The sequence below is a fragment of the Streptomyces tendae genome (genome assembly GCF_008632955.1).
Taxonomy (GTDB): domain Bacteria; phylum Actinomycetota; class Actinomycetes; order Streptomycetales; family Streptomycetaceae; genus Streptomyces.
In genome coordinates, this window is the sequence record NZ_CP043959.1 from 513,403 (window position 1) to 529,157 (window position 15,755).

General features: G+C 70.9%; 16 protein-coding genes and 1 pseudogene. 10 read left to right on the forward strand and 7 right to left on the reverse strand.

All coding sequences use genetic code 11. The features are described from left to right. Positions 1–189: 189 nt before the first annotated feature. Entirely contained in the window at positions 190–555 is a 366-nt protein-coding gene (locus tag F3L20_RS02465) for an ArsR/SmtB family transcription factor (RefSeq protein ID WP_150151757.1), read from the reverse strand. 59 nt (positions 556–614) lie between these two features. Further along, complete coding sequence (locus tag F3L20_RS02470) at positions 615–1,223, reverse strand: hypothetical protein (protein WP_206338850.1); 609 nt, start codon at positions 1,221–1,223, stop codon at positions 615–617. Positions 1,224–1,551: 328 nt separating this feature from the next. On the opposite strand from F3L20_RS02470, the gene hemL reads away from it, so the two are divergent. From hemL to ccsB, 7 genes and pseudogenes are all read left to right on the forward strand, one after another. Next, on the forward strand, positions 1,552–2,868 hold the full coding sequence (hemL, locus tag F3L20_RS02480; RefSeq protein ID WP_150151760.1) for a glutamate-1-semialdehyde 2,1-aminomutase: 1,317 nt from the start codon (positions 1,552–1,554) through the stop codon (positions 2,866–2,868). Positions 2,869–2,924: 56 nt separating this feature from the next. Then, positions 2,925–3,572, forward strand: a complete 648-nt coding sequence (locus tag F3L20_RS02485; RefSeq protein WP_150157192.1) for a histidine phosphatase family protein — start codon at positions 2,925–2,927, stop codon at positions 3,570–3,572. Positions 3,573–3,727: 155 nt separating this feature from the next. Further along, a pseudogene (locus F3L20_RS02490) lies at positions 3,728–4,946 on the forward strand (hypothetical protein). A 77-nt stretch (positions 4,947–5,023) separates the two neighbouring features. After that, complete coding sequence (locus F3L20_RS02495; RefSeq protein ID WP_150151763.1) at positions 5,024–5,683, forward strand: TlpA family protein disulfide reductase; 660 nt, start codon at positions 5,024–5,026, stop codon at positions 5,681–5,683. Between the two features lies 1 nt (position 5,684). Then, a complete protein-coding gene (locus tag F3L20_RS02500) occupies positions 5,685–6,458 on the forward strand; it encodes a cytochrome c biogenesis CcdA family protein (RefSeq protein ID WP_145829664.1) in 774 nt (257 codons plus the stop codon). A gap of 3 nt (positions 6,459–6,461) precedes the next feature. Next, positions 6,462–8,240 carry a cytochrome c biogenesis protein ResB gene (resB, locus tag F3L20_RS02505; RefSeq protein ID WP_150151766.1) on the forward strand — a complete coding sequence of 593 codons (1,779 nt, stop codon included), beginning with the start codon at positions 6,462–6,464 and terminating at the stop codon, positions 8,238–8,240. Further along, positions 8,237–9,346: a c-type cytochrome biogenesis protein CcsB gene (ccsB, locus tag F3L20_RS02510; protein WP_150151769.1), complete on the forward strand. Its 1,110-nt coding sequence runs from the start codon at positions 8,237–8,239 to the stop codon at positions 9,344–9,346. The genes resB and ccsB overlap by 4 nt, the downstream gene beginning before the upstream one ends. Positions 9,347–9,409: 63 nt before the next feature. On the opposite strand, the gene F3L20_RS02515 is transcribed toward ccsB, so the two are convergent. The 4 genes from F3L20_RS02515 to F3L20_RS02530 form a co-directional block, all read right to left on the reverse strand. Further along, positions 9,410–9,859, reverse strand: coding sequence for a nucleoside deaminase (locus F3L20_RS02515; RefSeq protein WP_382687899.1), 450 nt, complete (start codon positions 9,857–9,859; stop codon positions 9,410–9,412). Positions 9,860–9,876: 17 nt separating this feature from the next. Next, on the reverse strand, positions 9,877–10,224 hold the full coding sequence (locus tag F3L20_RS02520; protein WP_145829668.1) for a hypothetical protein: 348 nt from the start codon (positions 10,222–10,224) through the stop codon (positions 9,877–9,879). Continuing rightward, positions 10,221–10,931: a DUF6232 family protein gene (locus F3L20_RS02525; RefSeq protein ID WP_240810823.1), complete on the reverse strand. Its 711-nt coding sequence runs from the start codon at positions 10,929–10,931 to the stop codon at positions 10,221–10,223. The genes F3L20_RS02520 and F3L20_RS02525 overlap by 4 nt, the downstream gene beginning before the upstream one ends. Positions 10,932–11,331: 400 nt before the next feature. Next, on the reverse strand, positions 11,332–11,664 hold the full coding sequence (locus tag F3L20_RS02530) for a PLD nuclease N-terminal domain-containing protein (protein ID WP_150151775.1): 333 nt from the start codon (positions 11,662–11,664) through the stop codon (positions 11,332–11,334). 67 nt (positions 11,665–11,731) lie between these two features. Here F3L20_RS02530 and F3L20_RS02535 point away from each other — a divergent pair, with 67 nt between their 5' ends. After that, positions 11,732–13,189 (forward strand): menaquinone biosynthesis decarboxylase, encoded by a 1,458-nt coding sequence (locus F3L20_RS02535; protein ID WP_145829670.1) that lies wholly within the window; start codon positions 11,732–11,734, stop codon positions 13,187–13,189. Then, positions 13,186–14,091, forward strand: coding sequence for a menaquinone biosynthesis prenyltransferase MqnP (gene mqnP / locus F3L20_RS02540; RefSeq protein WP_150151778.1), 906 nt, complete (start codon positions 13,186–13,188; stop codon positions 14,089–14,091). Before F3L20_RS02535 ends, mqnP begins: the two co-directional genes overlap by 4 nt. Positions 14,092–14,347: 256 nt before the next feature. On the opposite strand, the gene F3L20_RS02545 is transcribed toward mqnP, so the two are convergent. Further along, complete coding sequence (locus tag F3L20_RS02545) at positions 14,348–14,953, reverse strand: rhomboid family intramembrane serine protease (RefSeq protein WP_150151781.1); 606 nt, start codon at positions 14,951–14,953, stop codon at positions 14,348–14,350. Between the two features lie 91 nt (positions 14,954–15,044). Between F3L20_RS02545 and F3L20_RS02550 the strand changes: the two genes are divergently transcribed. Next, a complete protein-coding gene (locus F3L20_RS02550) occupies positions 15,045–15,731 on the forward strand; it encodes a UbiX family flavin prenyltransferase (protein ID WP_150151783.1) in 687 nt (228 codons plus the stop codon). Positions 15,732–15,755 lie beyond the last annotated feature (24 nt).

Sequence of the window (15,755 nt, forward strand, 5' to 3'; positions counted from 1 at the left end):
GCCGGCGCGGTGACGACGGCGCCGTGACGCAGTACACGGATGTGGTGGTGGTCGGGGGCGGCCAGGCAGGGCTCGCAGCCGGTCACCACCTGGGCCGCCGGAGCCTGGACCTCGTGGCCCGGCTCGCACGGCTACCGGAGACCGGATGCCGGGCCCGCCGCCGTAGCTGCAGCGAGGTGGGCGGTGTGGTCAGGCGCGCAGATCGAGCATCGTGGCCATGGCCGCCACCACGGACGGGGCGACCTGGTGGTATACCCAGGTACCACGCCGCTCGGAATTCAGCAGACCGGCCTCGCGCGGCTTCTTCAAGTGGTGGGACACGGTCGGCTGGGACACCCCGACGTCGGCGATGTCGCACACGCACGCCTCCCCGCCCGGATGTGAGGCGATCTTGGAGAACAGGCGCAGGCACACCGGGTCCGACAGTGCCTTGAACATGGCGGCCATCTTCTCCGCGTCCGCCTGGGACAGCTCTCCGGCGGTGATCGGCGGGCAGCACGGCACGGCGTCACCGTCCTGCAGGACGGGGAGTTCAGTGACCTCTGGTTTCGACATGCGTCTATGTTGACTCGTCGATTCGCTGTCGCCCTGCCTGTGTGTGCCTGACGCCCCGCTCAGGGCCACACCAGGCAATAGGGCTGATGTCCCGCCTCGTGCAGCCGGTGCGAGAAGTCCTGCCACTCGTGGAGCAGCTGGTAGACGTTGAACGCGTCGCGCGGGCCGCCGCGGTCCGGGACCGTCGACCAGATGAAGGCCGCCGCGCCCACCGCTTCCTCGCCTATGTCCCGCAGCGGGTCCACCACCGTCATGGGCAGCTTCACGACCGCGTAGTCGGGGTGCAGGACGACCAGTTCCAGCGGCGGCACCTTGTGCAGGGGGACGCCCTCGATGCCCGTGAGGACCATCGCGGCCATGGTCTCCGGCTTGATCTTGGTGAACATGCCGCCCATGCCCAGCTCGTCCCCGCCGAGCTCCTCGGGGCGCATGGAGATCGGGACGCGGGCCGCGGTGGCGCCGTCCGGCGCACCGAAGTACTTGTACGTCACCCCCACCCGACCACCATTCCTGCTCCCCGCCCCGTCCAGTGGGCCGATCCGCTCCGGCTCGCCGTGTGAACGACGCGTCTGTTCCGTCTCCTCCGCCTCGCGTCGGTGCCTTCCCCGCCGGGCACGTCGAGGACCCAGGTCGTCGGTCCCCTCGCCCAGTCCGCCACCGCGATGCATATCTCCACCCGACTGCTTTTCTAGGACGCGTGGCCCCCGCCGCGCAACCCGATCATCGTGACAGTGACCTCCCCCACGGCCGCCCGCCGAAACGTGCGGTGAAACATCCGACCGCTGGATCTTCGCGGGCCGCACCCGGCCCGGCCGTGCCGGGTGTGTGCACCAGGGGCCAGTTTCGCAGATCACAGCGGATCCGGGACCCCGATCACCGCCCTGATCGGGGCGGGGATGCCGTGGAGCGCCCCTGGCCTACCCTGAAACGAGTCACAGCAGCCGCAGCCCGGCGAGATACCCGGGACGTCGGAAAAGGTCGGAGAAGTCGCAGGTCATGAGCGAACTGCCATACACGTACGAAGCCCCAGCCTCGCAGGCGCTGTTCGATCGTGCCGCGGCCGTCACTCCCGGTGGTGTGAACTCACCGGTGCGTGCCTTCCGCGCCGTCGGCGGCACGCCCCGGTTCATGGTCTCCGGCAGCGGGCCGTATCTGACCGACGCCGACGGGCGGGAGTACGTCGACCTGGTGTGCTCCTGGGGGCCGATGATCCTCGGGCACGCGCACCCCGAGGTGATCGCCGCCGTGCAGGAGGCCGTCGCGCGCGGCACCTCCTTCGGCACCCCCGGTGAGGGAGAGGTCGCGCTCGCCGAGGAGATGGTCGCCCGGATCGCGCCGCTGGAGGAGGTGCGGCTGGTGTCCAGCGGCACCGAGGCCACCATGTCGGCGATCCGGCTCGCCCGCGGTTTCACGCGGCGCAGCAAGGTGGTCAAGTTCGCCGGCTGCTACCACGGCCACGTCGACTCGCTGCTCGCCTCGGCCGGCTCCGGTGTGGCGACCTTCGCGCTGCCGGACACCCCCGGTGTGACCGGCGCCCAGGCCGGCGACACGATCGTGCTGCCGTACAACGACCTCGACGCCGTGCGGGCCGCGTTCGCCGCCCACCCCGGCGAGATCGCCTGCGTGATCACCGAGGCGTCCCCGGGCAACATGGGCGTCGTCCCGCCGCTGCCCGGCTTCAACCAGGGGCTCAAGGACGCGTGCGCCGAGAACGGCGCGCTGTACATCTCCGACGAGGTGATGACCGGCTTCCGCACCAGCCGCGCCGGCTGGTACGGCGTCGACGGCGTGCGGCCCGACCTGATGACCTTCGGCAAGGTCATGGGCGGCGGCTTCCCGGCCGCGGCCTTCGGCGGACGCGCCGACGTGATGGCGCACCTCGCCCCGGCCGGGCCCGTGTACCAGGCCGGCACCCTCTCCGGGAACCCGGTCGCCACCGCCGCCGGGCTCGCGCAGCTGCGGCTGCTCGACGACGCCGCGTACGAGAAGGTGAACGCGGTCTCCGCGCGGATCCAGTCGCTCGTCACCGAGGCGCTGAGCAAGGAAGGCGTCGCGCACACCCTGCAGAACGCCTCCAACATGTTCTCCGTGTTCTTCACGGAGAACCCGGTGCGTGACTACGAGGACGCCAAGAAGCAGGAGTCGTTCCGCTACACCGCGTTCTTCCACTCGCTGCTGGCGAACGGCGTCTACCTGCCGCCGTCGTCCTTCGAGTCCTGGTTCGTGTCCACGGCCCACGACGAGCGGGCCGTCCAGCGCATCGCCGACGCCCTTCCGGCGGCGGCCCGAGCAGCGGCGGAGGCCACCGCGTGAGCTCCGAGAAGACCTTCGGGACCCTTGAGAACGAGGACGTCACCGTCGTCCACCTGATGCGGCACGGCGAGGTCGAGAACCCGGACGGCGTCCTCTACGGCCGCCTGCCCGGCTACCACCTCTCCGAGCTGGGCCGGCGCATGGCCGACCGGGTCGCCGAGCACCTGGCCCCCCGGGACGTGGTGCACGTCTGCGCGTCCCCGCTGGAGCGGGCGCAGGAGACGGCCGAGCCCATCGCCAAGGCGCACGGCCTGGACATCGCCACCGACCGGCGGCTGATCGAGGCGGAGAACGTCTTCCAGGGCAAGACCTTCGGCATCGGCGACGGCGCGCTGCGCCGCCCGGGCAACTGGAAGCACGTCGTCAACCCGTTCAAGCCGTCCTGGGGCGAACCCTACGTGGACCAGGTGGTCCGCATGATGGGCGCGCTGGACGCGGCGAAGGACGCGGCGCGCGGGCACGAGGCCGTGCTGGTCAGCCACCAGCTGCCGATCTGGATCGTGCGGTCCTTCGTGGAGAAGCGCCGGCTGTGGCACGACCCGCGCCGCCGCCAGTGCACCCTGGCCTCGCTGACCACATTCACCTACCGCGGCGACAAGATCGTCTCGGTCGGTTACAGCGAACCGGCCCGTGACCTGGTGCCCGCGCACCTGCGGGCGGGCGCCAAGCCGGTGAAGGGGCAGGGCAAGGCCTTCGGCGCGTGACGCCGGTGTGTCCGCCGTGCGCGGCCCCGGCCGGGGTTTCGTTGCCAAACCTCCGCATCTGACGGGAACCTCCCCCTTCGTCAAGTCCTCTGACTGGGTGACCACTCACGGACGTGACGAAGGGGGATGCCATGCGCACTCTCTCCCGCAGGGGAATGCTCGGGCTCGGCGCGGGGGCCGCTGCCGCCGTCTCCCTGGCCGGCTGCGGCGGCCACACCGACTCCGACGGATCGACCCCCGGCGGCGGTTCCCGCACCGGCCACGGCGACCGCCCGACGACACCGAAGCCACAACCCACCGCGACGGCCCGTCCGATCGGTGACGGCTCCACCTCCTTCACCGGCAGGCAGCCCCATCAGCCGGACGCGCCCGTGCCGCTGGAGCCGGGTCAGACGCCGCCGCAGTTCGTCGTGTTCTCGTGGGACGGCGCCGGCGAGGTCGGCAACGGACTGTTCCCGCGCTTCCTCGACCTGGCCAAGGAGCACGGCGCGTCCATGACCTTCTTCCTCTCGGGGCTGTATCTGCTGCCCGAGTCGAAGAAGCGGCTCTACGACCCGCCGAACAACCCGCGCGGCGCCTCCGACATCGGCTACCTCACCGACGGGCGGCACCCACTCCGGCCACTTCTGCGGCGGCTCGGGCAGCGTCGGCAACTGGACGCCGAAGCAGTGGCGCGACGAGATCGAGCAGGCGAAGTCGTTCGTGAAGGAGTGGCGGACCAACTCCGGGTGGACCGACGTGGAGTCCCTGCCGTTCGACTACGACAAGGAACTGGTCGGCGGCCGTACGCCCTGTCTTTTGGGCCAGGACCAGCTGCTGCCCACCGCCCGTGAGCTCGGCTGGCGCTACGACGCCTCCTCGCCCGGCGGGCGGCAGACCTGGCCGTCCAGGAAGAAGGGCATCTGGGACCTTCCGCTCCAGCAGATACCTTTCCCCGGACACTCATTCGAGGTTCTCTCGATGGACTACAACATGCTCGCCAACCAGTCGGTCAACTCGACCAACGCCCCGGCCCACAACTACCCGGGCTGGCGACGGCAGTCGGCAAAGGCGTACATATCAGGCTTCAAGCGGGCATATGAGACGAATCGGGCACCCTTCTTCGTCGGCAACCACTTCGAGCAGTGGAACGGCGGCATTTACATGGACGCCGTCGAGGAGGCACTGCGGCACATCGCGCGGGAGAAGGAGAAGGGCGAGGACGTGAGGCTCGTCTCCTTCCGGCAGTTCACCGACTGGCTGGACGTGCAGAAGCCCGCGATGCTCGACCGGCTGCGCACCCTGGACGTGGGCCAGGAACCCGCAGGTGGCTGGCAGGCGTTCACCCGTGACCTCGGCGGCACCACCGCGACCGGAGCCGCCGACCCCGCCTGAGATGCGGGTTTCCGCCCGCACCGGGGCCCGCAGGGGGGTGCGCAAGATCCCCGGAACGGGCATGCGAAACTTTTCACATGAGTGCCGCCAGCCGCGCCCCCCAGCGCTCGAACCGAGCCGCGCAGAGCTCGAACCGCGCCGCACGCGCCGTGCCCGCCCGCCGTCGCGCCACCCTGGCCGCCGGTGCCGCCGCGGCCGCACTGCTCCTGACCGCGTGCGGTTCCGGGGGCACTTCGGGCGGGGGCGGCAACACGGGCTTCGTCACCGGCACCGACGGCATCTCCACCGTCGCCGCCGGCAAGCGCGTCGCAGCGCCGGAACTGTCCGGGGAGACCCTGGAGGGCAAGAAGCTCGACGTCGGCGACTACAAGGGCAAGGTCGTCGTCCTCAACGTCTGGGGCTCCTGGTGCAACCCGTGCCGCGCGGAGGCCAAGTACTTCGCCAAGGTCTCCCAGGAGTACGCCGGCAAGGACGTCCAGTTCGTCGGCATCAACACCCGGGACGGCAGCACCACGGCCGCCCTGGCCTTCGAGAAGGACTTCGGCATCGGCTACCCGAGCCTGTACGACCCGACGGGCAAGCTGATGCTCCGCTTCGAGAAGGGCACCCTCAACCCGCAGGCCATCCCCTCGACCCTGGTGCTGGACCGGGAGGGCCGGATCGCCGCCCGCTCGCTGACCGCCCTCGACGAGGAACGGCTGCGGAAGATGCTCGAACCGGTCGTCGCGGAGAAGTGACGTGACGGCCCTGCACACGCTCGCCGCGGAGACGGGCTACAACGGCACGGTGCTCAACGGCGCCCTGCTGGTGGCGCTGCCCATCGCCGTGCTCGGCGGGCTCGTCTCCTTCTTCTCGCCCTGCGTCCTGCCGCTGGTCCCCGGCTACCTCTCCTACGTCACGGGCGTCTCCGGCACCGACCTGGCCGAGGCCCGGCGCGGCCGGATGGTCGCGGGCGCCTCCCTGTTCGTGCTCGGCTTCACCGTCGTGTTCGTCTCCGGCGGCGCCTTCTTCGGCTACTTCGGGCAGACGCTCCAGGAGCAGTCGGGCGTCCTGTCCAAGATCCTCGGCGTCTTCATGATCCTCATGGGCGTCTTCTTCATGGGCCTGATGCCCTGGCTCACCCAGCGGGAGTTCCGCTTCCACAAGCGGCCGGCCACCGGTCTGATCGGCGCGCCCGTCCTCGGCGCCCTGTTCGGCATCGGCTGGACCCCCTGCATCGGGCCCACCCTCGCCTCCGTCCTCACGCTCTCCGCCCAGCAGGAGAGCGCCGGACGCGGCGCGGTGCTGACCGTCGCGTACTGTCTGGGGCTGGGCGTGCCCTTCGTGCTGGCCGCCGTGGCCTTCCGCAAGGCGCTCGGTGCCTTCGGCTGGGTCAAGCGGCACTACGCCTGGGTGATGCGCATCGGCGGCACGATGATGATCGCGACCGGTGTGCTGCTGCTCACCGGCGCGTGGGACAGCCTCGTGGCGGAGATGCAGACCTGGTCCAACGGCTTCACGGTGGGGATCTGACCCATGAGCGACACCACGACGGACAACACCACGACGGCCGGTGACGACCAGGACCTGGGCGCCGCCGGCTCGCAGATGTCCACCGCGCCCGTGGAGGACGCGCCCTCGCCCAACCTGCCCGCGCTCGGCGTGATCGGCTGGGCCCGCTGGTTCTGGCGGCAGCTCACCTCCATGCGGGTGGCGCTGCTGCTCCTGCTGCTGCTGTCGCTGGCCGCGATCCCCGGCTCGCTCATCCCGCAGACCGGCGTCGACGAGACCCGCGTCGCCGACTTCCGCGAGCGGCACGACATCCTCGCGCCCGTCTACGACAAGCTCGGCCTGTTCCACGTCTACAGCTCGGTGTGGTTCTCCGCGATCTACATCCTGCTGTTCATCTCGCTCATCGGCTGCATCGTGCCCCGCACCTGGCAGTTCGTCGGCCAGCTGCGCGGCCGCCCGCCGGGCGCGCCCCGCCGGCTGACCCGGCTGCCCGCGCACACCACCTGGCGCACCAGGACCGACGCGGGGGAGGTGCGCGAGGCCGCCCTCGCGCTGCTGAAGAAGCGCCGCTTCCGCGCCCATGTCGTCGGGGACGCCGTCGCCGCCGAGAAGGGCTACCTGCGTGAGCTCGGCAACCTGGCGTTCCATCTCGCGCTCATCGTCATGCTGATCGCGTTCGCCTGGGGCCAGCTGTTCAAGTCCGAGGGCAACAAGATCGTCGTCGAGGGCGACGGCTTCTCCAACACGCTCACCCAGTACGACGACTTCAAGTCCGGCAACCTCTTCACCAACGACGACCTGGTGCCGTTCAGCTTCGACGTCAAGGAGTTCACCGGCACCTACGAGCGCACCGGCCCCAACAAGGGCACCCCGCGCACGTACGAGACCGAGGTGACGTACACCGACGGGCCGGACGGCGACGAGAAGCGCGCCGTCATCAAGGTGAACAAGCCGCTGGAGATCGGCGACGCCAAGGTCTACCTCGTCAGCCACGGCTACGCGCCCGTCGTGACCGTCCGCGACGGCAAGGGCCAGGTCGTCTACCGGGACGCCGTGCCGCTGCTGCCGCTGGACAACAACGTCACCTCCAACGGCGTCATCAAGGTCCTCGACGGCTACCGCAACCCGCAGGGCAAGAAGGAGCAGCTCGGCTTCCAGGCCTTCTTCGTGCCCACCTTCGGCGGGTCCGCGAGCGGCACGATGCTCTCCCAGTTCCCGGCACTGGACTACCCGGTGCTCGCGCTCAACGCCTACCACGGGGACCTGAAGGCCGACTCCGGCATCCCGCAGAGCGTGTACCAGATGGACAAGACCAAGATGAAGGAGTTCAAGGACGCCGACGGCGAGCTGTTCAAGCAGCTGCTCACCCCCGGCGAGACCATGACGCTCCCCGGCGGTGCCGGTTCGATCACCTTGGAGAAGGACATCAAGGAGTGGGCCGGCTTCCAGGTCGTGCAGGAGCCGGGCGGCGGCTGGGCGCTCGGCGGCGCCGTGGCCGCGATCGGCGGACTGGCCGCCTCGCTGTTCGTCCAGCGCCGCCGGGTGTGGGTGCGCGCGGTCCGCGGCGACGACGGCGTGACCGTCGTCGAGATGGCGGGCCTCGGCCGCAGCGAGTCCGCGAAGGTGCCCGAGGAGCTCGGCGAGCTCGCCGGGATCCTCTACGACCTGGCCCCCGGCGCGCCCGACCCCGAGCCGGACGCCACACCCTCCGAAGACCCCGGAACGCCCAGCGGATCCGGAACCACCAAGTCCACCGACCCCGACCCTCAAGCCGTGCCTGCCGAAGGGGCTGAGCAGCAGTGACTCTCGCCGCCGCGACCAACGAGAACCTCGCGGAGATCAGCAATGTGCTGATCTACTCCGCGATGGCGGTCTACACCCTCGCTTTCTTCGCGTACATCGCCGAGTGGCTCCTCGGCAGCCGCAGCAAGGTCGCCCGCACGGCGGCCGCGCTCACCCCGAAGGCGTCGGCGGTGACGGCACCTGCCGTCACCGTGAAGCAGGGCGGCGGCACCGCGGTACTGGAGCGGCCGAAGGTCGTGGTGCGCGCGGCCTCCGGTTCGCGTGACGTGCCCGACGGGCCGGGGGCGCACGGCGGCGACGAGAAGGGCGACCTCTACGGACGCGTCGCCATCTCCCTCACCGTGCTCGCCTTCCTGCTCTCCGTCGGCGGTGTGCTCACCCGCGCGCTGTCCGTGCAGCGGGCGCCGTGGGGCAACATGTACGAGTTCAACATCACCTTCTCCACCACCGCGGTGGGCGTGTACCTCCTGCTGCTGGCGCTGAAGAAGAACGTCCGCTGGCTCGGCCTGTTCCTGACCACGTCGGTCCTCCTCGACCTCGGTCTCGCCGTCACCGTCCTGTACACCGCGAGCGACCAGCTGGTCCCCGCGCTCCACTCGTACTGGCTGTACATCCACGTCTCGACGGCGATCCTGTGCGGCGCGGTCTTCTACGTCGGCGCCTTCACGACGATCATGTACCTGTTCAAGGACGCGTACGAGAACAAGCTGGCCAACGGCGGCAAGCCCGGCAGCTTCGCGACGTCGTTCCTGGAGCGGCTGCCCGCCTCGGCCTCCCTGGACAAGTTCGCCTATCGCGTCAACGCCGCCGTGTTCCCGCTGTGGACGTTCACGATCATCGCGGGCGCCATCTGGGCCGGCGACGCCTGGGGCCGCTACTGGGGCTGGGACCCCAAGGAGACCTGGTCCTTCATCACCTGGGTCGCCTACGCCGGCTACCTGCACGCCCGCGCCACCGCCGGCTGGAAGGGCCGCAAGGCCGCCTACCTGGCCCTGCTCGCCTTCGGCTGCTGGCTGTTCAACTACTACGGCGTCAACATCTTCGTCTCCGGCAAGCACTCCTACGCCGACGTCGGCCTGGGCGCGCTCCAGGCGGTCGGTTTCTGAGCAGAGCCGTCCCGTCGTACGGAGGCCGTCCCGGACCCTGGTCCGGGACGGCCTCCGTCGCGTTCACTCCCCGATGTCCTCGTGCCACAGCTCGGGGCGGCGGGCGACGAACTCCCGCATCATCGCCACGCACTCCGGGTCGTCGAGCACCACGACCTCCACGCCGTGCTCCGCCAGCCAGTCGTGCCCGCCGTGGAAGGTGACGGACTCCCCGACCACCACCCGCGAGATCCCGAACTGCCGCACCAGCCCCGAGCAGTACCAGCAGGGCGAGAGCGTGGTCACCATCGTCGTCCCCCGGTACGACCGCTGCCGCCCCGCCGCCCGGAAGGCCGCCGTCTCCGCGTGCGTCGAGGGATCCCCGTCCTGCACCCGCCGGTTCCGCCCCCGCCCGAGCAGCGCCCCGTCCGCGCCGTACAGCGCCGCCCCGATCGGGACGCCTCCTTCGGCGAGACCGGCCCGTGCCTCCTCGACCGCGGTGGCGAGCCAGGCCCGGGCGATCGCCCCGTCGATCCGCCGCACCGGGGGGATCAGCCGCCGAGCAGCGCGAGGACGCTGTTCACGGCCTCGACCACGGGCTGGCCGACCGCACCCACCGTGGCGGCGATGCCCGCGACCGCCAGCAGGGCGCGGTGGCGCTGCTGCGGCTCGGCGTCGGCCCTGGTGACGTCGGGCAGCACCTCGTCGATGGACTGCGCCCTGGCCGGCGGCACCTGCGCGCGCAGCTCGGCGACCAGCTCGACCAGCTGCGCGATCGCCGCCTCCAGGGCGGGCGACGTCCCGGCCCCGGCAGCGGCCTGGTTCTTGACGATGCCGGTGTTGCCGAGGCCGCCGTGCATCGAGACGCTGTCACCGAAGTAGTAGTTGTCGCCGCTCACGAGTGACCCACTCCCACGTTGCCGGATCCGCCGTACATGTTGACGTTGTCGCCGAAGTAATAGTTCTTGGGGTTGACCAGGAGCTGCTCCACCTTGACCTGGAACTCCGCCTCAGGATTCTCGATGGCCCGCACTATGGGCTCGACCAGCCGGTCGAGCTGGCGCGGGTCGCCGCTGGTCACCATCGCGATGGAGGGCCCGGAGGTCTCCATCGCCAGCACGTACTGGGGCGGCGCCCCCAGGACGGAGAACAGCTCCACCGCGCTGAACACCAGGGCCGCGAGTGCCCCCATCCAGGTGAACATGAGGATGCCGCCGGCCATCGAGGTGTTCCCGATCGACGCCAGTCCGGCGACGATCGTCAGTCCGAAAGCCACCGAGAGGGTCAGCGCCGCGCGCTTGAGGAACCGCAGCGTGGCTTCCTTGCGCCGGGGCGTCAGGGTGAAGGTGTAGACCCTGGTGATGTTCTGCAGGGGGTACGCGGCCCCGTCCACCCACAGCAGGCGCTTGCCGACGCGGAGGTCGACGGCGCGCACAGCGCGCGGGGGCACGGCGGGCGGGGACGGGATGTCGTGGTGCCCCGGCGGCTGCGCCCGCCGGCCCGGTGGCGCGGGGTGCACGGGAGGCGCGGGGTACCCGTACATCGGCGGCGGGGTGGCGGGCCCCGACGGGGGCGTGCCGGGCGAGGGCGGCGGGGCGCTTCCCATGGTCTCCCGACCTCCCGTCAGCTGAATGCTCGTCAACAGGTGACCCATTAACCACGCAGAGTGTTTCCGGCGCAAGTCATTACGCCCGGCGCGGGCCGCTCGTCTGACGGACCCTCACCATAGGTGCGCACAGGCTTACTTGGGGCTGCCGTGCTGGAAGACGCACCGCCCGTGAGTGGCCGTGGCGGCCCCGCAGGTGCTCACGGCGACAGCGGACGGGGACAGAGCCGAGCGGGCTCGGGGCCGGCGGCGGGGGCCGGGTCTGTCGCAGGATGCGGCGCACGGTGGCCGGCGCCGGCGGTCACCCGGTGAGCGCGGGGCGCGGGGCGGGTGCGTGTCACCGAGGCCCGGCCGGAACCGGCAGCCGACGTGCCCGGATCGTGTGCGGGGGGGGGCAGCGTCAGTCGTTCCTGGGGTCCTCGTCCGCGTCGCGGTCCTTCTCCCGCTTCTTGTCCTCGTCGAGGGACTTCAGGAAGTCCGGGTTGTCGTCCGGGGCGACCCACTGGCGGCGGCCGCCGCTCCCGCCCCAGGCGGAACCGCCCGCGCCGACGGGCTGGCGCTTCTTGCCGGCGATGAGCCAGGAGATCGACCCGACCAGCGGGAACAGCAGCACGAGGATCGCCCACAGCGGCTTGGGCATGTGACGGATGTCCTCGTCCTTCGTGCTGATGCAGTCGATGAACGCGTAGACGCTCAGGGCCAGTGGCACGAGGAACATCAGCACCCGAAGCATGGGGCCTCTCCAGCGAAAGAGGTGGGCGGTACGAGTCCAGCGTAGCCGCTCGGGGATACTGGACCCCATGGCTTACGACGATCTTCGCTCCCTGCTCAGGGCGCTGGAGCGCGAGGGCGACCTCAAGCGCATCAAGGCCGAGGTCGACCCGCATCTGGAGGTCGGTGAGATCGTCGACCGGGTGAACAAGGCCGGCGGTCCCGCCCTGCTCTTCGAGAACGTGCGCGGCTCCTCGATGCCCCTCGCCATGAACGTCTACGGCACCGACCGCCGGCTGCTGAAGGCGCTCGGTCTGAAGTCGTACGCGGAGATCGGGGAGAAGATCGGCGGGCTGCTCAAGCCCGAGCTGCCGCACGGCTTCGTCGGGGTGCGCGAGGCCTTCGGGAAACTAGGCGCGATGACACACGTGCCGCCGAAGAAGGTGAAGTCGTCCGACGCGCCCGTGCACGAGGTCGTGCTCACCGGCGACGACGTGGACCTGGAACAGCTCCCGGCGCTCTTCACCTGGCCCAAGGACGGCGGCTCCTTCTTCAACCTGGGCCTCACCCACACCAAGGACCCGGAGTCGGGCGTCCGCAACCTCGGCCTGTACCGGCTCCAGCGCCACGACAAGCGCACCATCGGCATGCACTGGCAGATCCACAAGGACAGCCGCAACCACTACCAGGTGGCCGCGCGGCGCGGTGAGCGGCTGCCGGTCGCCATCGCCTTCGGCTGCCCGCCGGCCGTGACGTACGCCTCCACCGCCCCGCTGCCCGGCGACATCGACGAGTACCTGTTCGCCGGGTTCCTGCAGGGCAAGCGGATCGAGATGGTCGACTGCAAGACGGTCCCGCTCCAGGTGCCCGCGCAGGCGGAGGTCGTGATCGAGGGCTGGCTGGAGCCCGGGGAGATGCTGCCCGAAGGGCCGTTCGGCGACCACACCGGCTTCTACACCCCGCAGGAGCCCTTCCCCGCGCTGACGATCGACTGCGTGACGATGCGGAAGCGCCCGCTGCTGCAGTCGATCGTGGTCGGCCGGCCCCCGACCGAGGACGGACCGCTGGGCCGGGCGACGGAACGCTTCTTCCTGCCCCTCCTCAAGATCATCGTCCCGGACATCGTGGACTACCACCTCCCCGAGTCGGGCGGCTTCCACAACTGCGCGATCGTCTCGATCGACAAGAAGTACCCGAAGCACGCACAGAAGGTGATGCACGCCATCTGGGGCGCGCACATGATGTCGCTGACCAAGCTGATCGTGGTCGTGGACTCCGACTGCGACGTCCACGACCTGCACGAGGTGTCCTGGCGGGCCCTCGGCAACACCGACTACGCCCGCGACCTCACCGTCGTCGAAGGCCCCGTCGACCATCTCGACCACGCCTCCTACCAGCAGTTCTGGGGCGGCAAGGCGGGCATCGACGCGACGAGGAAGTGGCCCGAGGAGGGGTACACGCGGGACGGGGGCTGGCCCGAGATGGTGGAGTCCGACCCGGAGACGGCGTCGAAGGTCGACCGCCGCTGGAAGGAGTACGGACTGTGACCTCGGCCTCCGCCGCGCTTCCCCGGCAGCCGGGACGCACCAAGGCGTTCCTGCGGCTGGTGATGATCGAGCACTCGGTGTTCGCGCTGCCCTTCGCCTACATCGCCGCCCTCACGGCGATGTACGAGTGGGACGAGAACATCCACTGGGGCCGGCTGCTGCTGGTCACCGTCGCCATGGTCGGCCTGCGCACCTTCGCGATGGCCGCCAACCGCATCATCGACCGGGAGATCGACGCCCGTAACCCGCGCACCGCGCAGCGGGAGCTGGTCACCGGCGCCATGTCGGTCAAGCACGCCTGGACCGGCGCGCTGATCGCCCTCGCCGTCTTCCTGGGCGCGGCGGCCCTGCTCAACCCGCTGTGCCTCGCCCTCGCCCCCGTCGCGGTGATCCCGATGGTGGTCTATCCGTACGGCAAGCGGTTCACCAACTTCCCGCAGGCCATCCTCGGTCTCGCGCAGGCCATGGGCCCGGTCGGCGGCTGGCTGGCGATCTCCGGCTCCTGGTCCTGGGAGGCGGTCGTCCTCGGCCTCGCGGTCGGCATCTGGATCGGCGGCTTCGACCTCATCTACGCCTGCCAGGACGTCGACACCGACCGGGAGATCGGCGTGAAGTCCGTCCCGGCCCGCTTCGGCATCCCCGCGGCGATCTGGGGCGCCCGCGCCTGCCACACCGTGACGACGGCCCTGTTCGCCTGGTACGCGGTGCTCACCGGCGCCGGCGCCTTCTTCTGGCTCGGGCTGCTGATCGTGGCCGGCGCCTTCGTCTACGAGCACACCATCGTCCGCCCGCACGACCTGACCCGCCTCAACCGCGCGTTCTTCAGCGTCAACGGCTTCATCGGCATCGCCCTCTTCGTCTGCGCCCTCCTGGACCTGCTGGTGCGTGGGCTGACGGTGTAACGGGCGGTCCGGAGGGCCGGTCCGTCGAGGAGGGCCGGCCCGTCGTCGGTCAGGCGCAGGCGTCCGGCGGCGACGTCCTCCGCCGGGTGCGCCGGGTCCGCCGTACCGGGGACGGCCGGCAGTGCGGTGCGGGGCCGTCACGGGGTGCCGCGACAGGCCGGCGGGCCGGGCGAAGCGTCACACGCCGGTCCGGTGCCGACCGACCGCCCTCGCGCAGCCGTTGGACATGACGGGAAGTCGCCGCGGCGCGCGCGGGCTAGAGAACCGGTTCGAGGGGCTTGGCGGGGCGGCGGCGGAGGAGGAAGGCCGCCGCGATGCCCGCCGCCAGACCGATCAGGTGGCCCTGCCAGCTGATGCCGGACTGGGTGGGGGCGAGGCCCGCGAGGATCGAGCCGCCCCAGACCGCCGCCACCAGCACCCCGGCCAGAATGCCCAGGGGCCTTCGCTCGACGAAGCCGCTGACCAGCAGGAAGCCGAACAGGCCGAAGATCACGCCGGAGGCGCCGGCCGTGTTGCTGCCGGCGGGGGAGACGAGCCACACGCCCAGGCCGTCCGCGAGGACGATCAGCGCGCACACCGCGAGGAACCTGCGTATCCCGCCGAGCGCCGCGAGGAAACCCAGCACCAGCAGCGGCACGCTGTTCGCGGCCACATGGGAGAAGCCGAAGTGCACGAACGCCGCCGGGACGACGTCCACCAGCTCGGACGGGGTGCGCGGCACGATGCCGAAGCCGTCCAGCGCGTGACCGCTGAGCACGTCGGCCACCTCGAGCAGCCACAGCAGCGCCACCCAGCCCGCGGCGATCACGGCGGCGGCCCGCACCCGGTCGCCGCGCGACCACGTCAGACGCGAGTCCGTCATCGTCCACCCCCACCGCCGGGCCGTTGTCCGGTAGAACGCCCGGCGACCCTGGCCCGGTTCCCGCCCTGCGACTTTGGATAGGCTCGGTCCCGTGAACCCAGCCAAGCCAGGAGAGACGCGGCGTACGCCTTGGATCGTAGGGGTCTCGGGCGCCTCCGGCACTCCCTACGCCGCCGCGGTGCTGCGGGGGCTGCTCGCCGCGGGGGAGAGCGTCGACCTCGTCGTCAGCCGGGCCTCCCGGCTCACCTTGCTGGACGAGACCAAGATCGCCTTCCGGGACGCCCATTGGCGCGACGACCTGCGGGAATGGCTGTCCCGGGGGGCGGACGGCAAGCCGGACACCTTCTCCGCCGACCTCGACGGCGTACGGTACTGGGCCGCCGGTGACCTCGCGGCCGGCCCCTCCTCGGGGTCGTATCCGAGCAAGGGCATGCTGATCGTGCCCGCCTCCACGGCGAGCGTCGCCGGAGTGGCGCTCGGGCTGTCCAAGGACCTGCTGCAGCGGGCGGCGAGCGTGACCCTCAAGGAGGGACGCCCGCTGGTCGTGGCCGTACGGGAGACCCCACTGAACGGCCAGACGCTGCGGCACCTGGTGACGCTGGACGAGGCGGGCGCGACCGTACTGCCCGCCTCGCCGGCCTTCTACGCGGGCGCGACGCACATCCAGGACCTGGTGGACTTCGTCGCCGGACGCGTACTCGACGCGGCGGGCGTCCCCCACACCCTGTACCGCCGCTGGAAGGGCGAACTCGGCGGCGGAACCCGCGAGGACGACTGACCCGCCCGACCGCGGCCCGGCGCG